Below are 26642 nucleotides of genomic sequence, written 5' to 3' on the forward strand. Positions count from 1 at the left end.
CCGGTGCCCCCTGCCTCATCGCTTGGCGCCTCAATGCTCTAGGCCCCGAGAACTCAGACTACGTCCGCCATCAACATGGGCGGATTGTGAATATGGGTGATTGACGGGTCACGTCCGACCACGTCGGTCGCCATTTCCAGTGCATCGTTCAGCGTCGATGCTGAACGGAAACCCAGGCGTTGGGTAGCAGCCTTGTCGCCGCCGACGATGATCACCCCGCCCAGGTGCTCCAGCGCGTGCGCGCACCAGTACCACATGTAGAACGGATGCACACCGTGGTAGGCGTACGAGGTCCGGTACAGGTGCCGGTACCACTCGTCTTCGGCATAGCGCTTCTCGTAACGATGCTCGACGATCTCGGGATCGGTGGTGTCGGCCAGCACCTCTTCGAAGAAGTCGATGTAGCTGGGATGGTGCACCGGATGGAACTCCCACGATGTGGGGTGCGTCATGATCACCACCCCGCCGTGGCGGACGAGCGGCTTGCCCCGGTACAAGTTGAAGAAGTAGCCGAGCCCCAAGCACGCCACCAGGATCGGGTTCATGATCGAGTTGACGTTGTAGGGGCACAGGTATGGCAGCCCCATCGTGAGCACGTCGGTCTGGCCCTCCACCCGCACGAGGTGCTGCCGGTAGACGTTCTCCAGCGTCTGGCGATGGACCGCTTCAACCTCGCCGGCCTGTACCGAGGTGAGCCCATAGGGCGCCCGGATGCCGTGGAAGATGCGCCGAGCCTGGCGGCGGGACATGAGATCCAGCGCCGTCTTGGTGCCCATCAGCATCATGCGGTCCCGAGGCGACATCTCCCATTCGCGCCGCTGCAGGAAGCCGTACTGCGAGGGGAACGTGTCGTTGTTGAGCGTTGTCTCAATCTGGAACACCTTCACGCCGGCTTCGGCCAGCAGCCGACCTTGGCGCCAGTTGCGCGTGTGCAGCTCGGAGTGCTCGGGATCCATGAACGACGTCGAGTGTCGCATCGTGTGCACGTTGTGGTGGTGGCGCAGCGCCGCATAGGGCGACAGCCCGGTGGCGACGCTCTTGTGGCCGCCGTCCATCGAGACCAAGTTGATGTTCACGTACACCAGCAGGTCCGACTCGACGGCTCGCTTGGAGAGCACCACCTCCTCACCAGCGTCTGTTGTTCCCAAGTGGGTGAGCGCGTCGGGATCCTCGGCGTCGAAGTTGTAGAGCTGGCCGTGGGGGGCGAAGGCGTCATACACACGGTCGCCGACGGCGTGGCGCAGCTCTGCCTCGGTCATGCGGCGATGCAACGCAAGCGCGGCAATGAGTTCGACGTCATCGACGCCGGCAGAGGCCGCCATGTCCAGCACCTGCTCAATGATCCGGCCACGGATGTCGGGGGCGGCCATCGGGGGCAGCGGCAGCGAGACATCGTCGAAGGCGATGGTCAGCTTCATGCCCGGATGCATGTAGGCGGTGAGCGGATCGCGGTCGCCGAGCGGGTTCGCCAAGGCCTCGGCGATGGCACCCTCGGGATCGCGTACGGGTTCCAGCGGCTCGTTGGGGTACACGACCCGGCTGCCGACGGGCAGCTTCTCCAAGCGCAGACCCTCGCCGTGGTGGAACAGGATCGGCGGGGTCGTGCGGTCCACGTCGAGGACGAGACCCTTGCGCGCGGTCACCGCCAAGACCTTTCTTGCCCGGCTCCGACTGCGGTGCGGGCACGGCGTGTCCGGTGCGTTCGGTCCAAGCGATCCGTGCTGGCGCGCACTTTGAACGGCGGCGCGATCGGCAGCAGCGGCCGGGGGCCTCCCGGCGAGCGTTCCCAGTTCTCGCACAGCCAGCCCCGCTTGTCAGCAATGGTGACCAGCCGGGTCTCGGGATTGACCGCCACGGGATAGCCCACGGCTTCCAGCATGGGCATGTCCGAGGCTGCATCGGCATACGCCACGCCCTGGGCGAGGTCGAATCCCTCCTCCGAAGCCCAGTCGACCATCATCTGAGCGCGTACCTCGCCGGTGGGCGGGACATCGATCATCTCGCCGGTATAGCGCCCGTCGCGGCTGTCGATGCGCGCAGCGATGATGTGGTCGAACAGCGGCGCCAGGGGCTGGACCGCCAACTCGAGCGCACCGGTGATGAGCACCGTGCGATGCCCCGCCGCCTTGTGCTCACGCACTCGCCGCAGCCCTGCCGGGAACGCCTTCGTCAAGAACAGGTGGCTGAGCATCTCGGCTGCGTCGGCATCGAGCTGGCCCACCGGTGCGCCCTTGTAGCGCCGGTAGAAGTAGCGCAGGAAGTCGGTGCGATCCCGGCGGTCCCGCCGCCACAGACCGGGCGTCTCGGCCAGGGTGCGCATGGTGAAGCGCAGGCGCGCCGCCGTGTCGAGCCTCCGGGTGGCGAGCCAGGCGTAGGTCTCCACCACGTTGCTGGCAATCAGGGTGTTCTCGAGGTCGAACGCCGCGAAATGGCGGGCCGGGTCCAGCACTGCAGTGCGCAGGCGCTCGTTGCGACTCGGCCCAGTGCGGGGCTGGGGGGTGGTCTTGACACGTGCTTGGGCGATGACGGTCGGCAGATGCACATCAGCGATGTAGGTGGGCCAATCGATGACCCGAGGGTCGAAGCCGAACCTGTCGCGGTCGGCGGGGTGCAGTGATTCCCACAGCTCAGTGGTGCGCTCGATTTCGTAGAGCGCTTCGCACTTGCCGTAGGCGCCGTAGAGCAAGACGTAGTCACGGATCTGCTCGAGGCTGGCGCGTCGCTGCGCGAGCCGGATGGTGAAGTCGTTGCGGCCCCGCATCGGCAGGCGGTGCACCATCTTCTCGGCTGTGTTGAACAGCGACATGGCACGGTCGAGTTGCTCGTCCAATCCGTTCGCGCCTGCGAAGCGCCATTGCGTGCTGGCCGTGGGATGACCCTTGGAGTCATAGACCGGATGGTCCTGGAACCATTGCATGGTCGTCTCGGTCAGCACCTTGAAGCGCAGGGGGTTCACTGCGCCCGAGGCCACCTGGAAGATCTCCGGCTCGGGCACCGGTCCACGGGCGGCGACGGCGATGATCGCCGCCGCAACCATGTCGACCGGGATGACGTCGATCACGCCCTCTGGGTAGCCCGGGAAGGTGTCGAGCTCTCCCTTCGCGAACGACACGAAGAGCGGCTCTGCCATGCGGAAGCCGCGGATCCAGCCGGGTGAGGGCTCGGAGAAGGCCGATTCGATGATGGATGGGCGCACGATGGAGATGGGCACGTCGCCCTGCAGTTCCACCAGGGCCTGCTCGCCGAGCGCCTTGGAGTACGTGTAGACGTCAGGCCATCCCAGCGAGGAGGCTCGACTGCGGCCCGCGGTGACCATCTCGGTGTCCACCCACTCCCGGCGCAGCTGCTCGGTCTTGGCGGCGAGCAGCGGCAGGCCGGCGGGGCCGAGCTCATCTCTGGCGTTGCGATGGAAGCGACGCAGGCGGTCCGGGGTGCGACTGGCCGCGTCGAGGTCGGCACGGGTGCGCCGGGCTGCAGACACTTCCGCCCGCCAGTCCACGTCCATCGAGAATGGCGTGTCGGCCAGGAAGACCTCGGCCGCAGAGCCCCGCCGGTTTCCGGCGACGTAACACGTCGACACCGCGATGAAGTGCGGTGCAGTGCCTTGCTGCTGGCAGGCCTCGAGCACGCGGTTCGGGCCCAGCAGATTGATCTCGATTGACGAGTCGAGCGGGCTGTCGAAGCTGACGGAGGCGGCCGAGTGGATGATGACATCGCAGTTGCACAGCAACTCGCGGTCCCCTTCGGACATGGCGAGGCCATCGACGCTCACGTCACCGGACACGACCGTGATGCGGCGGGCGCAGATGTCGTCGAAGTCGCTGCCCCATGCGCTGCGCAGCCGCTCGAAGGCGTCGTTGCGCAGGACCTCCCGCTCGACACGGCGGTTCACGTCGGTACGGCGGCCCGGCCGCACCAACAGCACCAGCTCGCAGTCGGGGACCGAGCGCAGCAGCCGTTCGACGAGAGCCGTGCCCAAGAATCCAGTTGCACCGGTGATGGCGATGCGCTTTCCGGTCAACGCGTCGGCGATCACGACGTGTTGTCTAGCCCCATCGGAGCGCAGATACGTGCACGCAGGCGCAATCTGCCCCCTCTGCTCATGCGGATGGCACAACAACCGACTCAGCGTTCAACTCAGCGAACAGTCGAGCGCAGGCTCTCACTGCCCGCCAGCCGCACGACAATGCGTACCGTTCGTAGTCGCTTCCGGGCGGTCCGAAGGTGGCCAAGTCGCGGCACGCAGTTGCTGCAGCTGCGCCGCAGAGTTCCCACAGCTGGTCGAGGTACTCGTCGTCGCCCGGAGGTGGATCCTGTGGGGAACGACCGGCGAGCGCGGGCGGTGAGCCGTCGTCGCCCACCAGCGAGGCACAGTCGCGGGTGGTGCGGCCGCCGCACGTCCAGCCGAAGCTGGCGTAGGCCGATCCGCCCGGTGCCGAGAGCACCAGCTGCGCGCAGGCGCGGCTGCTTGCGTCGCCGCACGCCTCCCACCAGCCGTTCAGTTCGGAGATGTTGCCTGGAGCCGGAGACTCGGGTCCGAACTCGATGCCCAACAGGCCGGCGTCCGCGCCGGTCTCGCCGAGCAGCACGCTGCAGTGCAGGTTCTCGCGCCCGCCGCAACTGAACGCGAACCCCTCGTAGTCACTGCCGGCAGGTGATTCGAACAACAATGCGTTGCAAGCGCTGGCGGCGCCCTCCCCGCACGCGATCCACAATTCGTCGAGCGACGGATCGTCGCCGGGCGGCGTGTCGTCGGGGTCGAACAGCGCGGGGGCACGCACGAGCGCAGCGGGCAGTGCTGCGTCGCGCTGTTCGCTGGGAGAGAGCACCCGTGTGTCCGCCGGCGCGGTCGATCCCGGATCGCTGCTGTCCAGTGCGCAGATGTCTCTGGCGATGTCTGCAAGCGGCTCGTCGATGGGATCGAGCGGCAGAGACAGCTCAGTCACGCCGAGGGCCGCAGCCAAGCGGGAGCGCTCGCACGCATTGAGACCGGTCCCGTCACCAGCAGCGCCGGCGGGATCCGATGCGTCCGGCGTACTGCAACCCAGCACCAGCAGCGTCGTTGCAGCACACGTCGCCAGCAGCCGGTACAGCATCGCTACGCCAGCTTCGCGGCGATGGTCCCCACGGAGCGCAGGGCCGTGCCGTCGGCCCCTTGCGTGACGAAGTGACGGGTGGGCCCGTCGAGCGCCTCGGCGATGAGATCGTCGAGCAACTCGATGAGGCTGTCGCCCTCACCGGACCAGAAGTACCAGCTCAGCGAGCCGGGAATCGGGTTGATCTCATTCACCCACAGCCCGTCGGGATCGTCACCGCCATCCCACAGGAAATCGATGCGCATCACCGAACGGGCCATGACGAGGCGGCTCACTTCGACGGCCGCCGCCCGCAGCGTCGACTCGATGGTCGCCGGCAGCGTGGCGGGCAGCTCTCGTGGTGCTGTCGCCATCCCGCCGCCACCGGTCAGGTACTTCTCGGCGTAGGTGTAGATCGTGCTGTCGGTGCGCAGCGGCCGCTCCACGGCGCTCAGCCGCAGCTGCGGCCAGGTACGGACCGAAATGTTCAGGTCGATGATGTCGGTGAGGTAGCGCTGCACGACAGCGCCGTCGCGCAGCAACGGGGACGACTGCGCGAGCGCTCGCGCCGTCGCGAGGTCGGCGACGATCTCGATTCCGATCGAGGATCCGCCGAAGCGCGGTTTGACGATGAGCGGGCCGTCCGCCAGCTCTGGTGCCGCCGAGGGGTCAGGCATCTCAGGGGTGAGCAGCCACAGCGGCAGCGCCCGTAGCCCTGCTGCTTCTGTGGCGCCGCTGAACGCCAGCTTGTCCATGCAGATGGCAGCGCTGCGCTGACCCGGGCCGGTGTACGCCAAACCCGCCAGGTCGAACAGGGCCGGCAAGCCGCCGTCCTCGCCTGGACCGCCGTGGCAGCAGTTGATCACCACGTCAACCGGCACTGGCCGGCGACGCCGGTCGGCGCGCAAGAACCCGCCTCCGGGGCGGCCTGCCAGCTCAACCTCGGTTGCCGAGCGCGGCAGCCCGTCAGCGAAGGCTGAGGCCTCGAGATCGGGCGGGACTTCGTGCCACGTGCCGATCGGCGACCAGTACAGCGCCACCGGATCGCGTCCCGCTTCGGCGAGCGCGTGCACGGCCTGGAGTCCGGTGAGGATCGAGATGTCGTGTTCGGGCGACGGGCCGCCGAAGCAGACGCCTGGACGGGTCATGGGCGCGTCCACCAAGTTCTCAGCCGCTCGGCCATGGGCGCCATGTTCTCATGGGAACGAACCGATCAGGGGTAGTGGTCGGGGAGGTCGTTCTCGTAGAGGACGGCGTCTCCGGGGTGCAGGTGTGAGCGCACCCAGCGCACCGCCTCGTCGCGGTCGGCCATGCAACGGACCGTGGCGCGGTCCGCGGTGCGGTCGTGAATCAGGCTGCGCGGATTCCGGCCCCGGGTCGCTCGCCGTACTGTGGCGTTGTCCCAGCCGGCTGCGCCGCCCAGCAGCGCTGTCCGGTTGGTGCGGCCCACGATGAGAACGTCGTCGGCGACCCGGGCGGCGTGCTCGCCGAGCAGGCGATTCTCATGTGCTTGGCCGCGGCCGAGTTCGACCATACCGGGGGTGACCACCACACGCCGGCCGGCTTCGGTGTTCGCCAGCATGCCCAGCGCGGCCCGCGCACCGGCGGGATTGGAGTTGTAGGTGTCGTCGATGACGATGATGCCTCCGGGACTGCGTCCGCTGGTGCGACGGTGCTCTGGGGTCGGCAGGTCGCAAAGGCGGCTGGCGATGTCGGCGTCCGAAACGCCCAGCACCGCCGCCGCCGCGACAGCGCACGCCACGTTCGCCGGCGCCGAGTCGCCGAGCGGTCCGACGGCGATCTCCCGTCCGAACACCGTGATGCGGCGCGGCACAACTGCCTCATTGAAGGTCACGTCGAACCCAACGCCGGCGGCATCGTCGGAGGCCGTCTGGGCTGGATCGGTCGCCGCTGCAGGCCCAGCAGGCGGGGCGTCGGCTGGCAGAACCGTCACGTCCGCGCTGGGGTCCTGCGTCGAGCAGCGAATGATCCGCAGGCCTGAGGCGGCCAGCCGGTCGGCCTCTGTTCGCAGGCCGTACGCGTCGATGTTGAGAATCGCTGTGCGGCTCGTAGCGAAGATCTCCGCTTTGGCCGCCACGATGCGATCGAGACTGCCGAAGCGCTCGAGGTGCACAGGACCGATCGAGGCCAATATCGACACCGAGGGCCGCACCCAGCGGGTCATGGCGGCAATCTCGCCGGGCCCGAAGGTGCCCATCTCGGCGATGAATACCTCGGAGCTCGGCGTCAGGTGCTCGTTGACGCTGCGACACACGCCCGCCGTGTTGTTGAAGCTGGCCGGCGTCGCCACCACCGATCGGGTTCCTTCGACCAGTTGGCGCAGGTAGCCCTTGATGGTGGTCTTGCCGTACGAACCCGTCACCGCCACCCGCACCGGGTCGATATGGTCCAGCCGCTGCTGGGCGCGGTGCACCCAGCGACGGGACAGGAGGGCCTCGAGCGGCGCCAGGACCGCAAGCGAGATGTCCACCCACAGCGGCATGCCGAACAGCAGCACCGCCACGACCGGCGCCGCCAGACCCACCAGCAGGCCCACGCCGACCAGCACGAGCCACAGCAGCGCCAGCGTCGTCGCCACGGTGGCCAACCGCCGGGTCCACGCCAGTGGGCTGGAGCGCCCGCGGATCTCGAGACCCTGGGGTCCGACGGCCACGGCGACCGCGGTGATCGCCGGCGCCCACCAGAAGGCGCCGCTCAGCACCACTCCGACGGCCGCGCCAAGCACCAGCACACGGTTGTTCCGGTCGAGCAGCCACCAGCGCCGGGCAAAGCGCGATGTTCGCCCTACGCCGTAGTGCTCACGCTGGGCGACACGCAGCCAGCGGGAAGCCGCAATCACACCGGCCACCACCGAGGTCCACAGGACGACCTGGTTCACGGGAGGTGCCCGAGTTGTCGGCGCACGGCCGCTGCCAGCGCAGCTGGAGCCTCGGTGGGCACAAGGTGACCTACGCCGTCCAGGACGGTCAGGCGGGCGTCGGCGAGCATTCCGGCGGCCCGCTGCGCGATCTCGACTGGGACGGGTTCGTCTTGGCGACCCCATACGAGCTCGACGGGCTGTGCGATGCGGCTGAGCCGGCTTTCGTATGTCTCGTTGACGACGGTGACGAGCACATCACGCATGATGCCGCTCGCGGCCCGGTAGTCGGCGCTGCCGTATCGCTGGCGCATGCGGTCCATCGTGCCGTCGGCGAGCAGCCCGCGGCGATGCAATCCGCGAGCGAGGCGGAATCGCAGTGCAGGTCGTGGTGCGGGGCGATCGGTACGTCGCAGCAGCGGTACCCCGCACAGCACCAACGAGGCGACGGCATCGGGCCGGCGTGCAGCCAGTTCCAACGCCACCCGGCCGCCGAAACTGTGTCCAAGCACGACCACCTGCGATGCGCATTCGTCCAGCACAGGCTCGACGGCGTCGGCATAGGCAGCTGCGCCTCCGGCTGCCGATGGTGCGGGGCTGGCCCCGAAGCCGGGCAGGTCGAGTGCGATTGCATCGCTGCCGGTGAGGCATTCGAGCAGATCTCGATGAGTGCGGCCCCAGCCGTGCAGCGCGAGCACGGCAGAACGCCGGTCACCGACGCGACTGCCGAAGAGGGCGCCGCCGGCGAAGCTGACCAGCGGGCTCAGCGGGCGAGAACCTCAGCATCGGGCCCAGCGTGCGACCGGTTGATCGCCGACAGCAGGGCTCGGAAGCTGGCCGTCACGATGTTCGGATGCAGCCCGACACCCCAGTACACAGCACGCGACGAGGTCTCGATCTCGACGTAGGCCGCAGCCGTGGCGTCAGCACCGGCCCCAACAGCGTGTTCGTGGTAATCGACGAGGCTGATGTCGACGCCCAGCGCATCGGCCAGGGCGGTCTTGAACGCTGACAGGGGGCCGTTGCCGCGCCCCTTCGCACGTACTTCTCCGTCAGGTCCCTTGATGGTGGCCTCTACCTCGGATTCGTCCGAGGATTCCGAGTCGAAGTAGCTGCGGTGGCCGACGTAGGTGTACGGCGACTCGGCGTGCAGGTAGACCTCATCGAAGGTCTTCTTGATGGCCTCCGGCAGGATCTCGCCGCCCTCATCGGTGATCGCCTGGATCACGCCGCTGAACTCGATCTGGAGTCGCCGCGGCAGGTCCAGTCCGAAGCTGTTCTTCATCACGTAGGCCACGCCGCCCTTGCCCGACTGGCTGTTCACGCGGATGACGTCCTGGTAGGTGCGTCCCACATGCGCTGGGTCGATGGGTAGGTACGGCACTTCCCAGTAGTCGTAGTCGTCGGGGAGCGCTTCGAAGCCCTTCTTGATGGCGTCCTGGTGGCTGCCGCTGAATGCGGTGTAGACGAGATCGCCGCCGTAGGGATGGCGAGGATGCACCGGCAGCTGGTTGCAGTACTCCGCTATCCGGCGCAGGTGGTCGATGTGGCTGATGTCCAACTCGGGATCGACGCCCTGGCTGAACAGGTTCATCGCGAGCGTGATGATGTCGACGTTGCCGGTGCGCTCGCCGTTGCCGAACAGCGTGCCCTCGATCCGGTCGGCACCCGCCATGACGCCGAACTCCGCTGCCGCCACACCGCAGCCTCGGTCGTTGTGAGGATGCAGCGACAGCACGACGGCCTCGCGACTGTCCACATTGCGATGGAAGTACTCGATGAGGTCGCCGTAGGTGTTCGGCGTCGCCATCTCGACGGTCGCAGGCAGATTCAGGATGATCGGGTCGTCGACAGTGGCGCCCCATTCGGCGCTCACCGCATTGCACACCTCGAGCGCGTAGTCGATCTCGGTGCCGGTGAACGACTCTGGCGAGTACTCGAAGCGGATCGCCCCTCCTTCGTGTTGCTGCGCCAGTTCCTTGCACAATCGTGTGCCCGTGACAGCGATGTCGCGGATGCCGTCGGTGTCCAGCCGGTAGACAACCCGGCGCTGCAGCTCCGATGTCGAGTTGTACAGGTGGACGATGGCCTTGTTCGCCCCCGCGATCGCCTCATAGGTCCGCTCGATCAGCTCGGGTCGGCTCTGGGTGAGCACCTGGATCCAGACGTCGTCGGGCACCAGGTCCTCTTCGACCAGCATCCGGCAGAACTCGAAGTCCGGCCCCGAGGCCGAGGGGAAACCAACTTCGATTTCCTTGAACCCCATCTCGACCAGTACCTCGAACATCTGGCGCTTGCGCGGGACGTCCATCGGGTCGATGAGGGCCTGGTTGCCGTCGCGCAGGTCCACCGAGCACCACAGCGGTGCCTCGGCGATGAGCTTGTCCGGCCACGTGCGGCCCGGGACGTGCGCGGCGTAGGCGTAGGTGCCGTACTTCTGGTACGGCATCGGGCTCGGCTGCTGGGCGCTGATGCGCTTGACGTCTGCCATCGGAATCTCCTGAGTCGGCGGGGGTGGGTGGAAGCGGGTCAGTGGAAGTTGGTGCGGATCGGGTTTGGGCCACGAAAAAACCCCCTGGCCCGGAGGCGCAGGAGGTTGGGCGAGGACCTGTGCGGTCCCCGCCTAGGTAAGAAGGAGCAGCCCGGTTGCGGAATGCAGCGTGGTGTGAGTCGAGACGCGAATCACGGAAACCATTCTACCAACCCGGTGAAGCAATGGGAATCGCAGCGGTCCTGCGGCTAGGTGTGCCCGCTGAGGGGGCACCAGGACCCTCTGCTCCGGGAATCCAGCAGGTTCCAACCTCGCAGAGTCCCCTGCTGCCCCCTCAGCTATGACGTCTGTTCTTCTTAGGAGCGACGATCGGCATGGCGCGCCAGCATCAATTCGTGCAAGTCGGTGCCCGAGTACTGGGTCCACTCGCCGTCACTGCCGAGCTCCCAGTGAGCGATGCCGTCGTCGAGGTACATGTCGGTGAGCTCGGTAAGCTCAGCGGCCAGCGCGGGCGAATCCACCGGCGCCAGCGCTTCCACGCGGTAGCGCAAGTTCCGAGGCATGGCGTCGGCTGATCCCAGCAGGATCGTGTGGCCGCGGGCGGGATTGCCGAACCGATACACGCGGCTGTGTTCCAGGAATCGGCCGACGATGCTGCGCACGAAAATGTTCTCGCTCATGCCGGCCACGCCGGGAACCAGGCAGCAGATGCCTCGCACGACGAGGTCGATGCGGCAGCCCTGCTGTGACGCTCCGTAGAGCGCGTCGATCACGTCGTTGTCCACGATGGCGTTCATCTTCATGACGATGTGGCCGTCGGGCTCCGCGGCCTCGGCCGCAATGTGCTTCACGAGCGACTGGCCGAGGCTGTGCGGCGCCACGGCAAGTTTGTGGTAGTCGGTCTTACGGCTGTAGCCGGTGAGCGAGTTGAACAGTCCTGCGACATCGGCGGCAAAGTCGGCATCGGTGGTCAGCAGCCCGAAGTCCTCGTAGATGAGGGCTGTGTCGGCGTTGAAGTTGCCGGTGCCGATGAAGCAGTAGTGAGCGATGCCTCGGGGCTCGCGCCGCACCACCATCGCCAGCTTGCAGTGGGTCTTCAGTCCGACGACCCCGTAGGCGACATGGACGCCCGCGCGCTCCAGAATCCGTGCCCACTCGATGTTCGCGTGCTCGTCGAAGCGTGCTTTGAGCTCGACGACGACCACGACTTGCTTGCCGCGTTCCGCAGCCCGGATGAGCGAGTCGACCAGCCGGGTCCGCTCCGAGGTCCGGTACATGGTCATCTTCATGGCGAGCACATCAGGGTCGACGGCCGCCTGGCGGATGAAGGCGTCGAGGCTGGTGTTGAACGACTCGTACGGCAGATGCACCAGGACGTCCTGGCGCTTGAGGACATCGAAGAAGTCGACTCCGACCTCTGGTTCGGGTGCCGCCCCACGCCGGCCCCCAGTGCCCGCCCCCAGCAGTGACGGTGCCTCGCTCGGTGCGCGCAGCGGCAGCGGGGTGCGCGGGTTGTGCGGGGGCGTCTTCAGATCGTCGCGCTCGATCCCGTACAACTCGAACAGGTCCGACAGGCCGAGCAACCCCTTCGAGGTGTAGACGTCGTCGTGGGTCAGCTTGAGTTCGCGGGTCAGCATGTCCAATGCAGCCCTGCTCAGGTCAGGCGCAGCTTCAAGCCGCACGGCTCCGCCGAAACGCCGCTGGCGCAGCTCGAGTTCCATGTGCTTGAGCAGATCATCAGTTTCGGTGTCGTCGATGTCGAGATCGGCGTCGCGGGTGACCCGGAATGTGCTGTGGCTGATCACCTTCACACCGGGGAACAAATCGCCCAGGTGCCCGGCGATGACTGACTCCAACGTGATGAAGCGGTGCCCGTCGGGCAGGGCCAGGAAGCGCGGCAGGATCGGCGGCACCTTCACCCGGGCGAACGACGGGCCGCTGCGGGAGTGCTCCACGAACACGGCGAGGTTCAACGACAGGTCTGAGATGTAAGGAAATGGATGCGCAGGGTCGACGGCGAGCGGTGTCAGGACCGGAAAGACCTGTTCGCCGAAGAGCTGTGCGACCCACGCGCGGTTGGTGTCGTCGAGGTCGTCCGGCTCGACAAACTCGATCCCTTCGGTTGCGAGCGCCGGCCGCAGCTCGTCCTCGAACAGGGCCGAGGCATCCCGGAGCTGCTCGGCGGCAGCGGCGCGAATGCCCTTGAGCTGGGCTCGTGGCGTCAGCCCGTCCGGGCCTGAGCGCCGCACTCCAGCGTCGATCGAGTCGAGCACCGTGGGAACTCGCACCTGAAAGAACTCATCGAGGTTTGATGCATGGATCGCCGCGAACTTGATGCGCTCGAGCAGCGGCAGATCGCTGTCGCAAGCAAGTGCCAAGACGCGGTAGTTGAAGTCCAGCCAGGAGAGCTCTCGGTTGAGGTAGCGCTTGAGGGATCGGGTCCCGTTGGCGGCGGACATGACAACTCACGCCCCCAGTGCGTCCGGAACAGGGCGCGGTGGGGGCGGTACGCCCTGCGCCCGTGAGATTACGCAAGCATCGGTGCTTGCGCCAGTGGGTTCTTCGGCTGTGGAAAACGTGTGGGCAAGGAGTGGACCGGCCCTGTGGACAACGGCTGGTTCGGCTGCTGATCAGGCCGGTGCGAACTCGAAGTCCTCGTTGACCACGACGTCGGTACCGATGAACTCGGTCCGGGTCATCTCGTCCATGAGCGCCGGGTCGGTGCTGCGGACCCACTGCCGGCCGTTCGGCGTCCGCACTGCGGCCAATGCCACCTCGGGTTCGGTCCGGCCATGCATCACCGTGTAGGCCTCGACGGTTGCGCTGCCGGTGTAGTTGGCGTCGAGCTCGACAGACGGGAACCGGTCGATCTCATCTTGGCAGTTCTGGTGGCGGAATCCGTCCGCGGGCGGCTCCGTTGAGTAGATGCCGAATGCGTGCTTGGTGAGGTAGCCGCCGTTCGCCGAGCACAGCCCGATGCTTCCGGGGTTGTCTCGCAGGACACCCGCCATCGTGGCGATGGAGTGGGTGACGTAGTTGTTGAGCGGACCACCGGCGAAGGTGAGCCCGCCGGTGAGTGTCAGGTCTCGGTCAAGACCGAGGCCGAGCTCGGTGGCAGAGATCTGCACAGCGGAGGGGAAGCACGAGTACAGGTCGACGTGGTCGATGTCGTCGACGCCGACGCCCGCCAGCTCCATGACTCGGCGTCCGGCGACGCGGATGGCAGGGGAGCTGTGCAGGTCGCCGCGATTCGACACGTAATCGGTGTCGCGGGCATCGGTTCCTGCGTGGGGGAACAGCCAGCGGTCGGTCGGCACACCGGCGGCCGACGCGGCCTCGGCAGAGCACACGATGAGCGCAGCGGCGAGGTCGAGGTCCCAGTTGGAATTCATGGATTTGGTGTAGGGGAAGCCCACGAACCGGTTGGTGGGGCTCGGATTGCGGATCTCTTCCGCCGTCATCGGTGTGCGGATCCACGAGTACGGGTTGGCCACCGCCGCTTGGTTGAACTTCTCCCACATCGCCGCAAGCCGGTCCCGATGCCCCTCCATGGTCTCGCCGCGTGAGGCTCGGAACGCAGATTCGAATACGGGGTAGAGGTTGATGGGATCCCTGAAGCCCCGTTCGGCTTCGACCTTGTTGTTCATGATGACGTCGCGGCCCAGCACTTCGTCGGGCACGGCGCCGGTCTGGTCCGTGTAGGGAATCCGCTGGTCCGCACGGCGTGCCCGGCGACGGCTCCAGATGCCCTCCGCGCCAGCGATCAGCACGACGTCAGCTTCGCCCGCCGCAATGCGATTGCAGGCCACGTTCACCAGCGATTGCGGCGTATTGCCCCCGTCAGTCGACAGCCCGGTTTTGCCGGTCGCGCCGAATCGTTGGTTGAGCAGAGCCGCTGGATCCGGGTAGGGCCACGCACCCTTGATGACCCAGGTGTGCGAAGCGCGCGCAGGCAGTCCCGGCGCGCCGGCGTCCTGGGCCGCGTTGGCGAGCGCTTCGCCCATCATGGCCACGGGCTCCAGTGCCTCGACGGGGTTCTCCGGACGCTGGATGAACTGCCCGGCACCGACCAGGACGGGGGTGCGTGATCCGATGTCCGACATTTTGTACCGCCTTGCGTTTTCGTGGCATCGCACAGTAGCGAGCCGCGCCCTGCCAATTCCGGTGAACGATTCCGGCGGTGCGCTGCGCAATCGCAGCTGCAGCGGCATGGCCGTTCGTGAGCGGATGTAGCGTCGCAGTTGGGAGGCCGACGGTGGCCCAGTTGCCCGATCACTACGCGACGCTGGGTGTGCGTCCGGACGCCGATACAGCAGAGATCCGGCGCGCATGGATCAGGGCCGCACGGGCCAACCATCCCGATCAACGTGGCCAGGTTCCCCAGGCGCAGAGCGAGCGTTCAGACCGTCGAATGCGCGCAGTGAACGAAGCCTGGCGAGTGCTCGGCACCGATGAGTCGCGACGTAGCTATGACTCCGAGCGCGCCGAACTCGCCAAGCCCGCGGCCGAAGCTGCCGCTGCGGCCCACGACGCCAGTAGTGCTCCGCAATCCGGCAGTACAGCGGCGTCTGACGCTGACTTCGAAGATCTCTGGGCGCACGAACGCACGGGGACAACGACCGAACCCGGCGGCCCCGGCGGCTTTGTTGTCAGCCATCGCGGTGCCGCCATCGTGGTGCGCGTGCTGCCGTGGGCTGTGGCGGCCACCCTCGGCATCGTGATCTTCGTGGCGAGCGCCTACATGTCTGCCGGCAGCGACAGAGAGCAAACGTCGGCTGCAGTCCTCGAGATCGGAGAGTGCTTCTGGACGGCCCCCAATGGAACGCTGCGAACGGTCGCGTGCGATTGGTCCCAGAATGACGGCGTCCTGGATCAGATCGTCACGATGTCACCCGGTGACCGCTGTCGTCATCCCCATGCTGTGATGCACGAGGCCCCGATCGCCGGCCGGCGCCTCTGCCTCGTGCCAGTCGATCGTTGGCAGCCGCCTACGACGAGCCCGTGATCAGGCTGGTTCGGTGAGCAGGAGGCGGACGCCGAGGTTGTGCTCGGGCGGCACTTCGAACATTGAGTCCTGCGGCTCGCCGCCTCCCCACACGCTGACGCGGCGTGCGCCGGGGACCAGGCCGGGGTCGTCGAGCTGAAAGTGCAGCAGCTGAAGCCGGCCTGATCGGTTGCCCATCCAATGTGCCATGTTCGGCTCGGCCGGCTGGATGAGTTGCAGGTTCCATGGCCCCGAGCGCAACTCGACCCCAACTCCGATGTTGGGGTTCTTCCATTCGTCCACCCGTTCCATGCCGAGCGGCCCTTCGAACATCGCTGCAGCGGCCTGTACATCGGCCGTTAGGTGAATGACCGAAGCGAGCGCCGTCGGCTGTTCGTGGTGGGTGGGCGGAAGGGGCGGGGCGTCATCCCAGCTGCCGCCGTCATCCCAGGCGATCTGGATGACAATGCCCCAGCTGTCCTTGGGATGCAGGAAGGCTTCCTTCCACATCGGGTTCGATTCGTTTGTTCCGATGACCTCGTAGCCCGCGGCCGACAGGGCCCCGACGGTGTCGGCGAAGTCGGGCGTCTTGAAAGTGAAATGGTGCGGGCCGGGGCCGTTGCGGGCCAGGAAGCGACGGAGGAAATCGCTGCCTTCGTGCTCGATCGGCTCGAGGATCTCGATCCTCGTGCCGCCGTCGAACGAGATCTGGCAGAAGTAGAAGTCGTCGCCGGCTTCAAACACAGGGTCGTTGTCGGGGCCGCCGATCCAGCGACCGCCGAGGTCGCGGCTGTAGCGGATCACGTTGTCCCAGGCATGGTCGCTGACCACCGCGACGTGGTCCATGACGAGCTTGTCCGTCGGCATGTCGGGTGAGGTTACGCAGACCGGTCAGGCGGCACGCAGCGGCATGCCGCGAGCCAAGTCGTCAGCTTCGACCAGGGCCGCGACCAGGCGTTCGCATCTGCTGCATGTTGCAGCCGCTTCGGCACCCCGCTTCACTATTGCCTTAGCGGCCACAGCAGCAATCGGCTGCGCACCGTCAGCCTTGACCGATACGGGTCAAATCCCGCCACGGTTCGACAGACATACGAGGTTTCTCGTGCCCCACAGTGTGAGCGGCGACATCGTCGAAATGGACTTCGAGCGGGTCTTCGAACGATGGGACTACCGCAAGATCACTCGTAAGCTCTTCGGCCGTTCCGATCCCTCTGAGTTCTATCTCGATCTCCGCTACGTGAATTACGCGTATGCCACGGCGGTCGTTCCGCTCATTGCACTTTGCAAGCATCTACGAGCTGGCGGCACCGATGTCGAGATCGCCTACCCGTTTGACGACAGCTACTGGAGAACGGCGGGTTGGACGGCGCTTCTGGAAGGCCGCGACGCCTTGCCGGTCGACGCGGCACGCTCGTTCATCCCCGTGCAGTCCTACAGCGACTCAGCACGTCTGAATTCTGTCATCAGCGATGTGCTTGAGGTACTCGCGCGCCATATGAGCTGTTCGGCTGGTGTCTTGGACTCCATCGCTTGGACCCTGAACGAATTGGCGGACAATGTGCTTGTCCATGCCGCTGAGCCAGGCACTGAGGCTGAAGGTCTCATTCAGGTCGTTAGCCATCCGGGTCAGCAACAAGTCGATCTTGTCGTGTCGGACTACGGGCGCGGGATCCGCAAGTCGCTCAGCCAGTCCCACAATCCGAGCAGCGATGAGGAAGCCATCCGTTTGGCGATCGAGGCAGGCGTCACGCGCGACAAGGCGGCTGGCCAAGGCAACGGGTTGGCCGGTTCGGTCCGCATCGTGACGGCAGCAAGCGGCGAACTCACGATCATGTCGGGCAACGCGGAGCTCGACGTCAGCAGCGGCGACGTGTCTGCTGCATTCTGCGGAGCCGTGCCCGGCACGAGCGTGTGCCTCATACTGCCCACGAACGTTGAGATCGACATTAGCAAGGCATTGTGGGGGTCTCCTCCTACCCCAGAGTTCGAGATGACCCACCTGAGCGAAGACGACCAGATCGAGTTCGCCGTCGCTCAAGAGGCGAGCGGGTTCGGCAACCGGGCGACCGGCCGACAATTGCGGCTGAAGCTTCGGAATCTGATGGACCAGTTCCGTGATTCCAAGGCGCAAGTTGATTTTGCTGATGTTGGGTTGATCTCAGCGTCGTTTGCCGACGAGTTCATAGCCAAGCTTGTCGTCGAGATGGGGCACTTCTCGTTTTTTTCGCGTGTCAGCCTCAAGAACGCCAATCCCTTCGTCGTCCGGACGCTGGACAACGTCATCAGCCAACGAAGCCAAGCCCCGCATATCTCGCCGAATGGGCCGGCGATCGGAGACTTCGCGCAATAGCAGACGAGTTGGCGGCATGCGCCCAGCGCGGCTGATGTGCTTCCTACGCGCAAGGTCGGCTACCGGGCGTGAGTGGTCGCATGTGATGACTACGCACGCCGTCCCGATGGAGCGGCACCTCGAGATCATCATCGTCACACCCGCGACGTAGCTTCTTGAAGATGGATGAACGATTGTTCCAAGTCTGCGCGGAGGATTCGCCTCGAGTTGCAGTGAACCGGTTACGGTCGGCGGTGATGGGTCGCCGACCAACCGGGAAGTTGCAAAGCCACCGGCGCTACGATCTGCCGTGCGCTGACACTCCTCGCGACCTCGATCGGCCGGCGCTTCTGTGCGGGCGAGCCGAAGTGGCCTTAGACCTGCTGCCCGATCAGAGTGTTCAGACCGTCGTCACGTCGCCGCCGTACTGGTCTCTGCGGGATTACGACATCGACGACCAGATCGGCCGGGACGACGCTCTGGCTGATTACATCAAGAGCATCGTCATGACGTTCGACAGAGTCCGGCGCGTGCTCACCGACGACGGCACCGTTTGGCTCAACGTTGGTGACAGCTATACCTCGGGCAACCGGCGCTATCGAGCCCCTGACCGCAAGAACCGGGCGCGTGCGATGCGGGTTCGGCCAGCGACGCCTGAGGGTCTCAAGCCGAAAGACCTCATCGGAGTACCGTGGCGCTTGGCGTTCGCGCTTCAAGATGCAGGTTGGTGGCTTCGCTCGGAAGTGATCTGGCACAAGCCCAATGCCCACCCAGAATCGGTCCGGGACCGTCCGACGAAGGCACATGAGACCGTGTTCTTGCTGTCGAAGAACAAGGACTACTTCTACGACGTCGATGCCGTCCGTGGACCGAACGACCGTCGCCTGAGGACCGTTTGGGAGATCAACACCGAGCCACGACGGCGCGACGACTGTGGGGTCGAGGATCACCCGGCGGTCATGCCCCTGACGCTCGCAGCTCAGTGCGTCACCATCACCAGCAGGCCCGGTGACATCGTTTTGGACCCCTATGCAGGTTCCGGCACAACCCTGCTCGTCGCACGAGCTCTCGAACGCAGATGGGCCGGCATCGAGCTCAACCCGGCATTCGTGGATCTCATCGAGCGACGCTTGGCTCAATGAGCGACCGCGACGCCCTGAGGCGCAAGATCGAGAGTTTGTCGCCAATGGGGGTGCGCTTCGTTGCCCGCATGGTCGAATCGCTCTCGGAGCCACCCCAGGCTCAGCGTTCGGCGGTGGGGCAAACCTGGATCACCGCCGAGCCAGACTGGATTGAGTACTTCGGCCTCCTGATTTCTGCGCATCATGGGTTGGCTGTAGATGCGCTCAAGGAAACTGGCTTTGAGAACGCGTTTCGGGACGCATGCGAAGCCGTTGGTTGGAGCGTCGATCCGCCGGCCTCGGCGACACAGCGCTTTGTCGATCTGACGGTGGAAACGCCTGAAGGACGATCGCGACGGCTCTCGTTGAAGTCGACGGCCGCCCAGAGGCTGTCGCAGTCGACCATCCACATTTCGAAACTCACCGAGGCTGCGTGGATTCAAGATGTCCGATCGGCGAAGAGTCGCCGGGCGGAGACGCTCACCCTGTTTGAGCAATACTGCGATGCAGTCGACGCAATTGTGATGCTCCGGGCCTTTCGCGACGATCCCCAGTCGATTCCCTATCGGTATCAGCTCGTCGAGATACCGAGCGCGATCTTCGCGTCGTTGCAGTCTCTGGGTCAGCCAGCGTTCGAGGCCGACGGTCCAACGCTCGACTGCTCGTTCCAAGGGGACGCTGCGGCAGCCCGTGTTTCGCTGGACAGGTCTGACGCAAAGGTGACCGTCAAACAAATCAAGCTCTCGGCATGCGTAGTCCACGAAGAATGGGAACTCGGCGAACGCGGTTCCTAGCGGTCAGCCCCACTGCCGACTGCGTCTTGGTGAACACTCAGACCCTGCTGACGCCGGCTCGCTACCCATGGGGTGACGCTGCAACTTGAACGGTCAGCGTGCTGGGTCAGGCGGCACTCAGCGGCATGCCGCGCGCGAGGTCGTCGGCTTCCATCAGTGCTGCTGCCAGCCGCTCGTACATCTCGGCGCGCCGGGCCGGGTCACTCCGGCCCAGTGGCGCCACCTCGTCGGGATCGGCCGCCATGTCGAACAGCTGCTCAGAACCGTTGTTGTGGCGTGTCAGCCTCAGGTCAGCTGTGACGAGCGTCCGGGTCTTGGACGGGATCGGGAGGTTCAACACGAGCGCCCCGGGGAAGTCGTCTTCGACGAGTACCTCGTCGCGCACGCTGGCGCCAGCATCATCGAGCACCGGCACCAGGCTGCGGCCGCCGATGCCGTCGTAGCCACGCACGTCGGCGAGTTCGAGCAACGTCGGACCCAGATCGATGCTTCCGGCCAGTGAATCGGTGCGACCCGAGGGGCGCCGCGGGTCGACGATCACCATCGGAACCGCCAGCGTGCCGCGGTAGTGCAGGAAGCCCTTCAGCATCAGGCTGTGGTCGCCCATCATGTCGCCGTGGTCGCTGGTGAACACAATGATCGTGTTGTCGGCCTGACCGAGACGGTCGAGCGCGGCCAGGATCTGGCCGATGCCGTCGTCGATCATCTCGATCATCCCGTAGGTGGCGGCCATGGCCTCTCGCACGAGCTCGTGGTCGCCGGCCACACCGCACGGCGTGACCCAGTTGTGCTGACTGCTCGGATGAAGCTGGCTGACGAGCTGCACATAGTGGGGCGCTCCTACCAGCGGATCGTCAACGGTTGCCGGAAGCTCCATGTCGTCGGGGCTGTGCCGGTCGAACCACTCGCCGGGGGGTGACATCGGGTGGTGCGGGTCGGGGAACGAGGCCCACGCCAGCCAGGGACCGTCCCGCCTGGCGGCATCTTCGATGAAGGCAATGGTGCGCTCGGTCACGAACGTGCTGGAGTGGAACTCGGCGCTGTAGGGCGGCTCGTACACCTGCCACCAGCGCTCGGAGCGGCGTCGTGCGGGCGACTCGGCAGTCATCGGCACCATCAGGTCTTCCAGCCGGCCGCCGCGATCGAGTGCCCACAACAGGTGATGCCCGCTGACCCGTGCACCATGGTCGATCGCCAACTCGACGTGTTCGAACCCGTAGAAGCTGTCGGGGAACTCCGGTGCACCTTCCAGGTAGCGCTCAGCGTCCTCGAGCGTGTCCCAGCCCGCCGGCCAGTACTCGTCAACCGCTCCGGATGCCTGATTTGCCGGGAACACCGCATTGCGAGACATGCCGTGCTGCAGGTGCGACTTGCCGATGAGTGCCGTTCGGTAGCCCGCTGCGCGGAACTGTCGCACGTGAGTGTTGGCGCCGGGTTCGAGCGATCGGTCGTTGAAGACCACGCCGTGGGCGCTGGGCATCCGGCCGGTCATGATCGTGGAGCGGTTCGGCATGCAGATCGGATTTGCCACCCAGGCGTTGTCGAAGACCATGCCCCGCGCGGCCAGCGCATCGAGGTGGGGGGTACGGACCACTTCATTGCCGCCGAAGCCAGTGTGATCTGCCCGGTGCTGGTCGGTGATGATGAACAGCACGTTGGGCTCCGATCGCGCACCGTTTTCTGCGGAGGTCATCGGGGGCTCCTCACGCCGAGCTGGGTCGCTCAGCCGAAGTTCATTGCGGCCGGGTTGCCGCCGTCCACCACCACGGTCTGACCGGTGATGGACTCTGCCTCGCACAGCATCACGGTGGCGTTGGCGATGTCGATCGGGCTGCCCACCTGTCCCAGCAGCGCTGCGCGCCGGGCACCCTCGGAGATCTCGTCGGGCAGGCGGGCGGCCATGCGTGTTCCTTCCACCAGGCCGGGCGCCACGCAGTTGACGGCGACCGCAGGAGCGAGGGCGACGGCCATGCAGTGAGTGAGGTGGATGAGGGCCGCCTTCGAACAGCTGTAGGCGATGCTGCTGGAGCCAGGGAGCAGGCCACCCACCGAGGCGATGTTCACGACCCGCCCGCCGCCGCCCTGCAGCAGTTCTGCAAGCGCCCGGGTCAGCAGGAAGGGCCCCCGAAGGTTGGTCTCTTGCACTCGATCCCAGGTTGCGGAGTCGAGCGTCCCGAGATTCCTGAACGGAATGCCGATGTTCCACGCAGCGTTGTTCACGAGCACGTCGCAGCGGCCGTGCTCGGCCACCGTGGCGGCCGCGGCATCGATCGAGGCTTCGTCGCGCTGGTCGAGCTGCAGCACGCTGGCGGCGCGTCCGGCGGCACGCACGAGCTCCGCGCTGGCCTCGGCTCGTGTCTGATCGCCCACGTAGGTCACGATGACGTCAGAACCCGCCGCGGCCAGCGCTTCGCAGATAGCTCGTCCGATGTCGCCCGAGCCTCCGGTGACTACTGCCAGTTTCCCCGTCAAGTCCATGACGAAGCATCATCGCGCGCCAACTCGCTGTCCGCGTCACGGGCCCAGCTCGGTTCGATGCAGGCCATGCCACGGAATGAGCGAGCCGTCATTGCGCCGCTGGGTGTCGTCGCCGCCATAGATCACGACAACCTCTGCCTGCGGATGTGCGCTGGCCAGATGGCTCCGTACCCGCGTCGGTCCGCTCAGCATTCGCGTCGAAGCTGTCGTGGATGCCTTCGCTTCGACAAGTGAGATGCCGCGTGAGGACTCGAGGACGAGGTCGACTTCGGTCCCGCTGCGGTCGCGGTAGTGGTAGGTGCCGCCTACGAGCCCTTGGTTCGCCCGCTGCTTGGTCACCTCCGAGACGACCCAGGTCTCGAACAAGGCACCGCGCAGCGGATGGAAACGCAGCTGGTCAGGCTCGCGGATGCCGAGCAGCCAGCAGGCCAGGCCGGTGTCGACAAAATGCAGCTTCGCCATCCGGACGAGGCGCTTGCGCAGGTTCGGCTGGAACGCCGGAAGGCGAAAGACCACGAAGCTGGCTTCCAGAATGCTGAGCCACGCCTTGGCGGTTGGCTGGGATACCCCGCAGTCGGCGGCGAGGGCCGAGTAGTTGAGCAACTGACTGGTTCGGCCGGCGCAGAGCTGCACGAATCGCTGGAACGCTTCGAGGTCTCCGACGTTGCTGACTGTTCTCACATCCCGCTCGATGTACGTGGCCACGTATTCAGCGAGCCACTCCGCGGGCTCGAGCTCCCTGTCGAAGATCGCCGGGTAGCCACCGGCGATCAGCGTCTCGTCCAGCCGTTGTGGATGAGCCGGAAAGCGGATCGCTTCGCTGCGGGACAACGGCAGCAGTCGGAGGACGGCGGTGCGCCCCGCCAGGCTCTGGCTCACCGATTGAGCCAAAGCGAGATTGTGCGAACCCGTCAGGATCCATCGGCCTGGCACCGGGTCGGCATCGATGATTCCCTGCAGGTAGGAGAGCAACTCGGGCACACGTTGCACTTCGTCGATCACGGCGCCGTCGGGAAACTGCGCCAAGAAATCCCGAGCGTCTTCGGCCGCGAATGCACGCACATCGGGCGCTTCGAGCGACACTTGCGGGCGGTCGCCGAAGACGGACGCGCAGAGGGTCGTCTTCCCGCTCTGGCGCGGCCCGGTAAGCGTGACTGCGGGCCACTTTCTGGCTGCCACTGCCAGTCGCGGTGCCAAATCTCGCTTGATCAGCATGGCTTTGAGGCTACCGCGTTGTCGGCTAATTCAAAGTTGAATTTTGAATTAGCCGTTCCTTGGAGGCGGTCGGAGCGGGACTCGACGGCGGTGGTCGGGGCGGGACTCGACGGCCGTGGCAGTGGCTTCAGTCGGCTACGAGTTCGGCCATTGCTTCGAGAAGCTTCGGCGGGCCGGCGATCTGCAGGGTGGTCACCACGGTGTCATCCCAGCGGCGCAGGTCACGGGCGATCTTGTCCATCGGCCCGATCAGCGCCACTTCTTCGACCAGCTCGACGGGGATCGTTGCTGCGGCTTCCTGCTTGCGCCCGTTCAGGTACAAGTCCTGGACCTCGTCGGCGACGTGCTGGTAGCCCATCCGGCAGAACACGTCGTAGTGGAAGTTGGCGTCTCGAGCACCCATGCCGCCCATGTAGAGCGCCAGCATCGGGCGCACACGGTTGGCTGCTTGTTCGATGTCGTCGCCGGGCACGACGGTCATGGGGCACACGACTTCGAAGTCCACGTCGGCCGGAATGCGCCCGTCGGCGCCGATCTGTGGCTTGCCCGCAGTGGCGAAGCCTGCGTTCAGCGCATCCACGTAGAACTGGTTGTCCTTGGGGGCGAAGAACAGCGGCAGCCAGCCCTCGCAGAGTTCTGCCGCCAGCGCCACGTTGCGCGGCCCCTCGGCGCCGAGGTAGATCGGCACGTCGGGCCGAAGCGGGTGCACGGTCGACTTCAGCGCCTTGCCCAAGCCCATGCCGCCCGGGTAGGGCATCTGGTAGTGGTCGCCGCTGAAGCTGACCGGCTTGTCGCGCTCAAGGATTGCCCGGATGATCTCGATGTACTCCCGGGTGCGTGCGAGCGGGCGGGGGTAGGGCCGGCCGTACCAGCCCTCAACCACCTGTGGGCCGCTCACGCCGAGGCCCAGGATGAACCGACCCTCGCTGAGGTGGTCCATCGTGATGGCCGCCATGGCTACTGCGGCCGGCGTGCGGGCCGAGATCTGCACGATGCCCGTGCCCAGGCCGATGCGCTCGGTGTGGCTGCCCCACCACGCGAGCGGCGTGAGGGCGTCCGAACCGTAGGCCTCAGCGGTCCAGAACGAATGGAAGCCCAGGCGCTCGGCAAGCTGCAGCGTCTCCAGCGCGTCCGGTGGCGGCCCTGCCGACCAGTATCCGACTCCAGTTGCAAGTTTCACGCCGCCCAGCTTGGCAGGCCTCGACGCCTGACGCCTCCCGGTGCCCGTGCGTGGAAATGAAATAGATTGAAAATTAATGAAAAACTAGGATTCCTGTGAGTGCCTACGGTGCGAGCAGCGGTACGGATCGTCACGGCTGATGGTTGGCGTCTTAAGAACACTCGCGGCAGCCATCGTCACTACGTGCATTCCGACAAGCCCGGTAAGGTGACCATCGCCGGGAAGCCCAGCCGTGAACTCCCGCCGGGGACGTAGAAGAACATCCTGAAGCAGGCCGGACTGGAACGGGGGCGGTTCCCATGAGCACCTTGACGTACACCGCGATCGTGGAGCGGAGCACCACTGGCTATGCGGCGTATGTGCCAGATGTCCCCGGCTGCATCGCAGCGGGAGAGACCTTCGAGGAAACCACGAAGATGATGCAGGAGGCACTCACGTACCACCTCGAATGGATGCGCGAGGACGGTGACGATATCCCCGAGTCGATCTCGTCTGCGATCGAGGTTGAGGTTCCAGCGAGCATCAGCTGATACACCTGAGTTGGTTCTGCGCTCTTGCGCGCGGGCGCTGCAGTTGACGGACTTGTCGCTCTCGAGGATCGCCGGGATGGTCTCGATGCGCTGGCGGCGAGGTTCACCGCCGACGGCGGGTACAGTCCGCGCGCACGCAGCCTGTCCAGTCACAGTTGCGTCATGCACGAGGGAAGGAGCACGCGATGAGCGATGAACGCAGTGACGGCCTGACCAAGGTCGTACTCGACGAAACCGAAATGCCGACCCAGTGGTACAACGTCATTCCCGATCTTCCGGCACCGCCTCCGCCGCCGTTGCACCCGGGCACACGCGAGCCGATCGGTCCTGATGACCTGGCTCCGCTGTTCCCGATGGGTCTGATCATGCAGGAGGTCACCGGCGAGTCCTACGTCGACATCCCCGGCGACGTGCTTGACGTGTATCGCCTGTGGCGGCCGAGCCCGCTCTACCGCGCTCGCAGGCTTGAAGCTGCGCTGGACACACCCGCAAGGATCTTCTTCAAGTACGAAGGGGTCAGTCCGGCCGGTTCGCACAAGCCGAACACCGCCGTGCCGCAGGCCTTCTACAACCACGCCGAGGGCGTCACGAAGCTCACCACCGAGACGGGGGCCGGACAGTGGGGCTCAGCGTTGGCGTTCGCAACCGCCCAATACGGCATCGAGTGCGAGGTGTGGCAGGTGGCTGCTTCGTATCGCCAGAAGCCGTATCGCAAGACGATGATGGAGATCTGGGGTGCCCGCGTGCACTCGAGCCCATCTGACGCGACCGAGTACGGCCAGTCGCTGCTGGCAGCCGATCCCGACCACCCGGGCTCGCTGGGTGTCGCAATCTCCGAGGCAGTGGCTACCGCGGCTGCGGACCCCAGCGCCCGTTACGCGCTCGGCAGCGTGCTGAACCATGTGCTCATGCACCAGACGATCATCGGGGAAGAGACGCTGCTGCAGTTGGCGAAGATCGGCGAGACGCCCGACGTCATCGTGGGCTGCACGGGCGGAGGCTCGAACTTCGCTGGGCTGGCCTTCCCGTTCCTGCGGGAGAAGCTGGCCGGACGGATGGACCCGACCATCCGCTGCGTCGAGCCTGCTGCCTGTCCGACGCTCACCCGGGGCGAGTACCGCTACGACTTCGGCGACACCGGAATGATGACCCCGCTGCTCAAGATGCACACCCTCGGCCACGGGTTCATTCCCCAGCCGATCCATGCCGGCGGTCTGCGCTACCACGGGATGTCGCCGCTGCTGTCGCACATCTACGACCTCGGTCTGGTGGAAGCGCTGGCGCTGCCACAAGAGGAGTGCTTTGCGGCGGCAGTGCAGTTCGCCCGCAGCGAGGGCATCGTTCCCGCACCCGAACCCACGCACGCCATTGCAGCGGCGCTGCGCGAGGCCGAAGCGGCGAAACAGGCCGGGCAGGAACGCACGATCCTGACTGCCATGTGCGGGCACGGTCACCTCGACCTCCCGGCGTACGAGGCCTACCTCTCGGGCGCACTCGTCGATGTCGACCTCAGCGATGACGCCATCGAGGCCGCCATGGCTGGCGTGCCCGCGGTGTCCTGAGCGCT

The 26642-nt window shown here is 66.0% G+C and carries 21 protein-coding genes; 7 read left to right on the top strand and 14 right to left on the bottom strand.

The features are described from left to right. Positions 1 to 53: 53 nt before the first annotated feature. The 9 genes from ACOCMM_RS07425 to ACOCMM_RS07465 all read right to left on the bottom strand — a co-directional run bounded on the left by ACOCMM_RS07425 (position 54) and on the right by ACOCMM_RS07465 (position 14547). Positions 54 to 1643, bottom strand: a complete 1590-nt coding sequence (locus ACOCMM_RS07425; RefSeq protein WP_419552543.1) for a lactate racemase domain-containing protein — start codon at positions 1641 to 1643, stop codon at positions 54 to 56. Next, on the bottom strand, positions 1640 to 4036 hold the full coding sequence (locus ACOCMM_RS07430) for an HAD-IB family hydrolase (RefSeq protein ID WP_419552544.1): 2397 nt from the start codon (positions 4034 to 4036) through the stop codon (positions 1640 to 1642). The genes ACOCMM_RS07425 and ACOCMM_RS07430 overlap by 4 nt, the downstream gene beginning before the upstream one ends. Positions 4037 to 4100: 64 nt before the next feature. Then, a complete protein-coding gene (locus ACOCMM_RS07435) occupies positions 4101 to 5096 on the bottom strand; it encodes a hypothetical protein (RefSeq protein ID WP_419552545.1) in 996 nt (331 codons plus the stop codon). Between the two features lie 2 nt (positions 5097 to 5098). Continuing rightward, a complete protein-coding gene (locus tag ACOCMM_RS07440; RefSeq protein WP_419552546.1) occupies positions 5099 to 6223 on the bottom strand; it encodes a D-alanine--D-alanine ligase family protein in 1125 nt (374 codons plus the stop codon). A 65-nt stretch (positions 6224 to 6288) separates the two neighbouring features. Further along, on the bottom strand, positions 6289 to 7974 hold the full coding sequence (locus tag ACOCMM_RS07445) for a Mur ligase family protein (RefSeq protein WP_419552547.1): 1686 nt from the start codon (positions 7972 to 7974) through the stop codon (positions 6289 to 6291). After that, positions 7971 to 8651, bottom strand: a complete 681-nt coding sequence (locus ACOCMM_RS07450) for an alpha/beta fold hydrolase (protein ID WP_419552548.1) — start codon at positions 8649 to 8651, stop codon at positions 7971 to 7973. Before ACOCMM_RS07450 ends, ACOCMM_RS07445 begins: the two co-directional genes overlap by 4 nt. Before the next feature lie 65 nt (positions 8652 to 8716). Then, entirely contained in the window at positions 8717 to 10444 is a 1728-nt protein-coding gene (gene leuA / locus ACOCMM_RS07455) for a 2-isopropylmalate synthase (protein ID WP_419552549.1), read from the bottom strand. A 356-nt stretch (positions 10445 to 10800) separates the two neighbouring features. Further along, entirely contained in the window at positions 10801 to 12903 is a 2103-nt protein-coding gene (ppk1, locus tag ACOCMM_RS07460) for a polyphosphate kinase 1 (protein WP_419552550.1), read from the bottom strand. 171 nt (positions 12904 to 13074) lie between these two features. After that, positions 13075 to 14547 carry an acetyl-CoA acetyltransferase gene (locus ACOCMM_RS07465; RefSeq protein ID WP_419552551.1) on the bottom strand — a complete coding sequence of 491 codons (1473 nt, stop codon included), beginning with the start codon at positions 14545 to 14547 and terminating at the stop codon, positions 13075 to 13077. 152 nt (positions 14548 to 14699) lie between these two features. Here ACOCMM_RS07465 and ACOCMM_RS07470 point away from each other — a divergent pair, with 152 nt between their 5' ends. Continuing rightward, positions 14700 to 15449: a J domain-containing protein gene (locus ACOCMM_RS07470; protein WP_419552552.1), complete on the top strand. Its 750-nt coding sequence runs from the start codon at positions 14700 to 14702 to the stop codon at positions 15447 to 15449. Here ACOCMM_RS07470 and ACOCMM_RS07475 read toward each other — a convergent pair whose 3' ends face one another. Beyond that, on the bottom strand, positions 15450 to 16295 hold the full coding sequence (locus tag ACOCMM_RS07475) for a VOC family protein (protein ID WP_419552553.1): 846 nt from the start codon (positions 16293 to 16295) through the stop codon (positions 15450 to 15452). A 235-nt stretch (positions 16296 to 16530) separates the two neighbouring features. Between ACOCMM_RS07475 and ACOCMM_RS07480 the strand changes: the two genes are divergently transcribed. The 3 genes from ACOCMM_RS07480 to ACOCMM_RS07490 all read left to right on the top strand — a co-directional run bounded on the left by ACOCMM_RS07480 (position 16531) and on the right by ACOCMM_RS07490 (position 19672). Beyond that, the gene (locus ACOCMM_RS07480) at positions 16531 to 17778 is read left to right on the top strand and encodes an ATP-binding protein (protein ID WP_419552554.1); all 1248 of its coding nucleotides are present in this window, start codon (positions 16531 to 16533) and stop codon (positions 17776 to 17778) included. A 236-nt stretch (positions 17779 to 18014) separates the two neighbouring features. Further along, positions 18015 to 18899 carry a DNA-methyltransferase gene (locus ACOCMM_RS07485; RefSeq protein WP_419552555.1) on the top strand — a complete coding sequence of 295 codons (885 nt, stop codon included), beginning with the start codon at positions 18015 to 18017 and terminating at the stop codon, positions 18897 to 18899. After that, on the top strand, positions 18896 to 19672 hold the full coding sequence (locus ACOCMM_RS07490) for a hypothetical protein (RefSeq protein WP_419552556.1): 777 nt from the start codon (positions 18896 to 18898) through the stop codon (positions 19670 to 19672). Before ACOCMM_RS07485 ends, ACOCMM_RS07490 begins: the two co-directional genes overlap by 4 nt. Positions 19673 to 19778: 106 nt before the next feature. Here ACOCMM_RS07490 and ACOCMM_RS07495 read toward each other — a convergent pair whose 3' ends face one another. The 4 genes from ACOCMM_RS07495 to ACOCMM_RS07510 all read right to left on the bottom strand — a co-directional run bounded on the left by ACOCMM_RS07495 (position 19779) and on the right by ACOCMM_RS07510 (position 24545). Continuing rightward, entirely contained in the window at positions 19779 to 21365 is a 1587-nt protein-coding gene (locus tag ACOCMM_RS07495) for a sulfatase (RefSeq protein WP_419552557.1), read from the bottom strand. A gap of 29 nt (positions 21366 to 21394) precedes the next feature. Beyond that, the gene (locus ACOCMM_RS07500) at positions 21395 to 22150 is read right to left on the bottom strand and encodes an SDR family NAD(P)-dependent oxidoreductase (protein ID WP_419552558.1); all 756 of its coding nucleotides are present in this window, start codon (positions 22148 to 22150) and stop codon (positions 21395 to 21397) included. A gap of 36 nt (positions 22151 to 22186) precedes the next feature. Further along, positions 22187 to 23365, bottom strand: coding sequence for an ATP-binding protein (locus ACOCMM_RS07505; protein ID WP_419552559.1), 1179 nt, complete (start codon positions 23363 to 23365; stop codon positions 22187 to 22189). Positions 23366 to 23492: 127 nt separating this feature from the next. After that, positions 23493 to 24545 (bottom strand): LLM class F420-dependent oxidoreductase, encoded by a 1053-nt coding sequence (locus ACOCMM_RS07510; RefSeq protein WP_419552560.1) that lies wholly within the window; start codon positions 24543 to 24545, stop codon positions 23493 to 23495. Positions 24546 to 24653: 108 nt separating this feature from the next. On the opposite strand from ACOCMM_RS07510, the gene ACOCMM_RS07515 reads away from it, so the two are divergent. From ACOCMM_RS07515 to ACOCMM_RS07525, 3 genes are all read left to right on the top strand, one after another. Beyond that, complete coding sequence (locus ACOCMM_RS07515; RefSeq protein ID WP_419554837.1) at positions 24654 to 24800, top strand: type II toxin-antitoxin system HicA family toxin; 147 nt, start codon at positions 24654 to 24656, stop codon at positions 24798 to 24800. A 44-nt stretch (positions 24801 to 24844) separates the two neighbouring features. Next, positions 24845 to 25075, top strand: coding sequence for a type II toxin-antitoxin system HicB family antitoxin (locus ACOCMM_RS07520; protein ID WP_419552561.1), 231 nt, complete (start codon positions 24845 to 24847; stop codon positions 25073 to 25075). A 185-nt stretch (positions 25076 to 25260) separates the two neighbouring features. Further along, a complete protein-coding gene (locus ACOCMM_RS07525) occupies positions 25261 to 26637 on the top strand; it encodes a TrpB-like pyridoxal phosphate-dependent enzyme (RefSeq protein ID WP_419552562.1) in 1377 nt (458 codons plus the stop codon). Positions 26638 to 26642 lie beyond the last annotated feature (5 nt).

The sequence above is a fragment of the Candidatus Poriferisodalis sp. genome, assembly GCF_965198245.1.
In the GTDB taxonomy this organism is placed as follows: Bacteria; Actinomycetota; Acidimicrobiia; order Acidimicrobiales; family Poriferisodalaceae; genus Poriferisodalis.

Bases quoted from the DNA above. Each gene is read 5' to 3' on its own strand.
- ACOCMM_RS07435 (WP_419552545.1), bottom strand. From the start codon at position 5,096: ATGCTGTACCGGCTGCTGGCGACGTGTGCTGCAACGACGCTGCTGGTG.
- ACOCMM_RS07440 (WP_419552546.1), bottom strand. From the start codon at position 6,223: ATGACCCGTCCAGGCGTCTGCTTCGGCGGCCCGTCGCCCGAACACGAC.
- leuA (WP_419552549.1), bottom strand. From the start codon at position 10,444: ATGGCAGACGTCAAGCGCATCAGCGCCCAGCAGCCGAGCCCGATGCCG.
- ppk1 (WP_419552550.1), bottom strand. From the start codon at position 12,903: ATGTCCGCCGCCAACGGGACCCGATCCCTCAAGCGCTACCTCAACCGA.
- ACOCMM_RS07465 (WP_419552551.1), bottom strand. From the start codon at position 14,547: ATGTCGGACATCGGATCACGCACCCCCGTCCTGGTCGGTGCCGGGCAG.
- ACOCMM_RS07475 (WP_419552553.1), bottom strand. From the start codon at position 16,295: ATGCCGACGGACAAGCTCGTCATGGACCACGTCGCGGTGGTCAGCGAC.
- ACOCMM_RS07485 (WP_419552555.1), top strand. From the start codon at position 18,015: ATGGGTCGCCGACCAACCGGGAAGTTGCAAAGCCACCGGCGCTACGAT.
- ACOCMM_RS07490 (WP_419552556.1), top strand. From the start codon at position 18,896: ATGAGCGACCGCGACGCCCTGAGGCGCAAGATCGAGAGTTTGTCGCCA.
- ACOCMM_RS07495 (WP_419552557.1), bottom strand. From the start codon at position 21,365: ATGACCTCCGCAGAAAACGGTGCGCGATCGGAGCCCAACGTGCTGTTC.
- ACOCMM_RS07500 (WP_419552558.1), bottom strand. From the start codon at position 22,150: ATGGACTTGACGGGGAAACTGGCAGTAGTCACCGGAGGCTCGGGCGAC.
- ACOCMM_RS07505 (WP_419552559.1), bottom strand. From the start codon at position 23,365: ATGCTGATCAAGCGAGATTTGGCACCGCGACTGGCAGTGGCAGCCAGA.
- ACOCMM_RS07520 (WP_419552561.1), top strand. From the start codon at position 24,845: ATGAGCACCTTGACGTACACCGCGATCGTGGAGCGGAGCACCACTGGC.
- ACOCMM_RS07525 (WP_419552562.1), top strand. From the start codon at position 25,261: ATGAGCGATGAACGCAGTGACGGCCTGACCAAGGTCGTACTCGACGAA.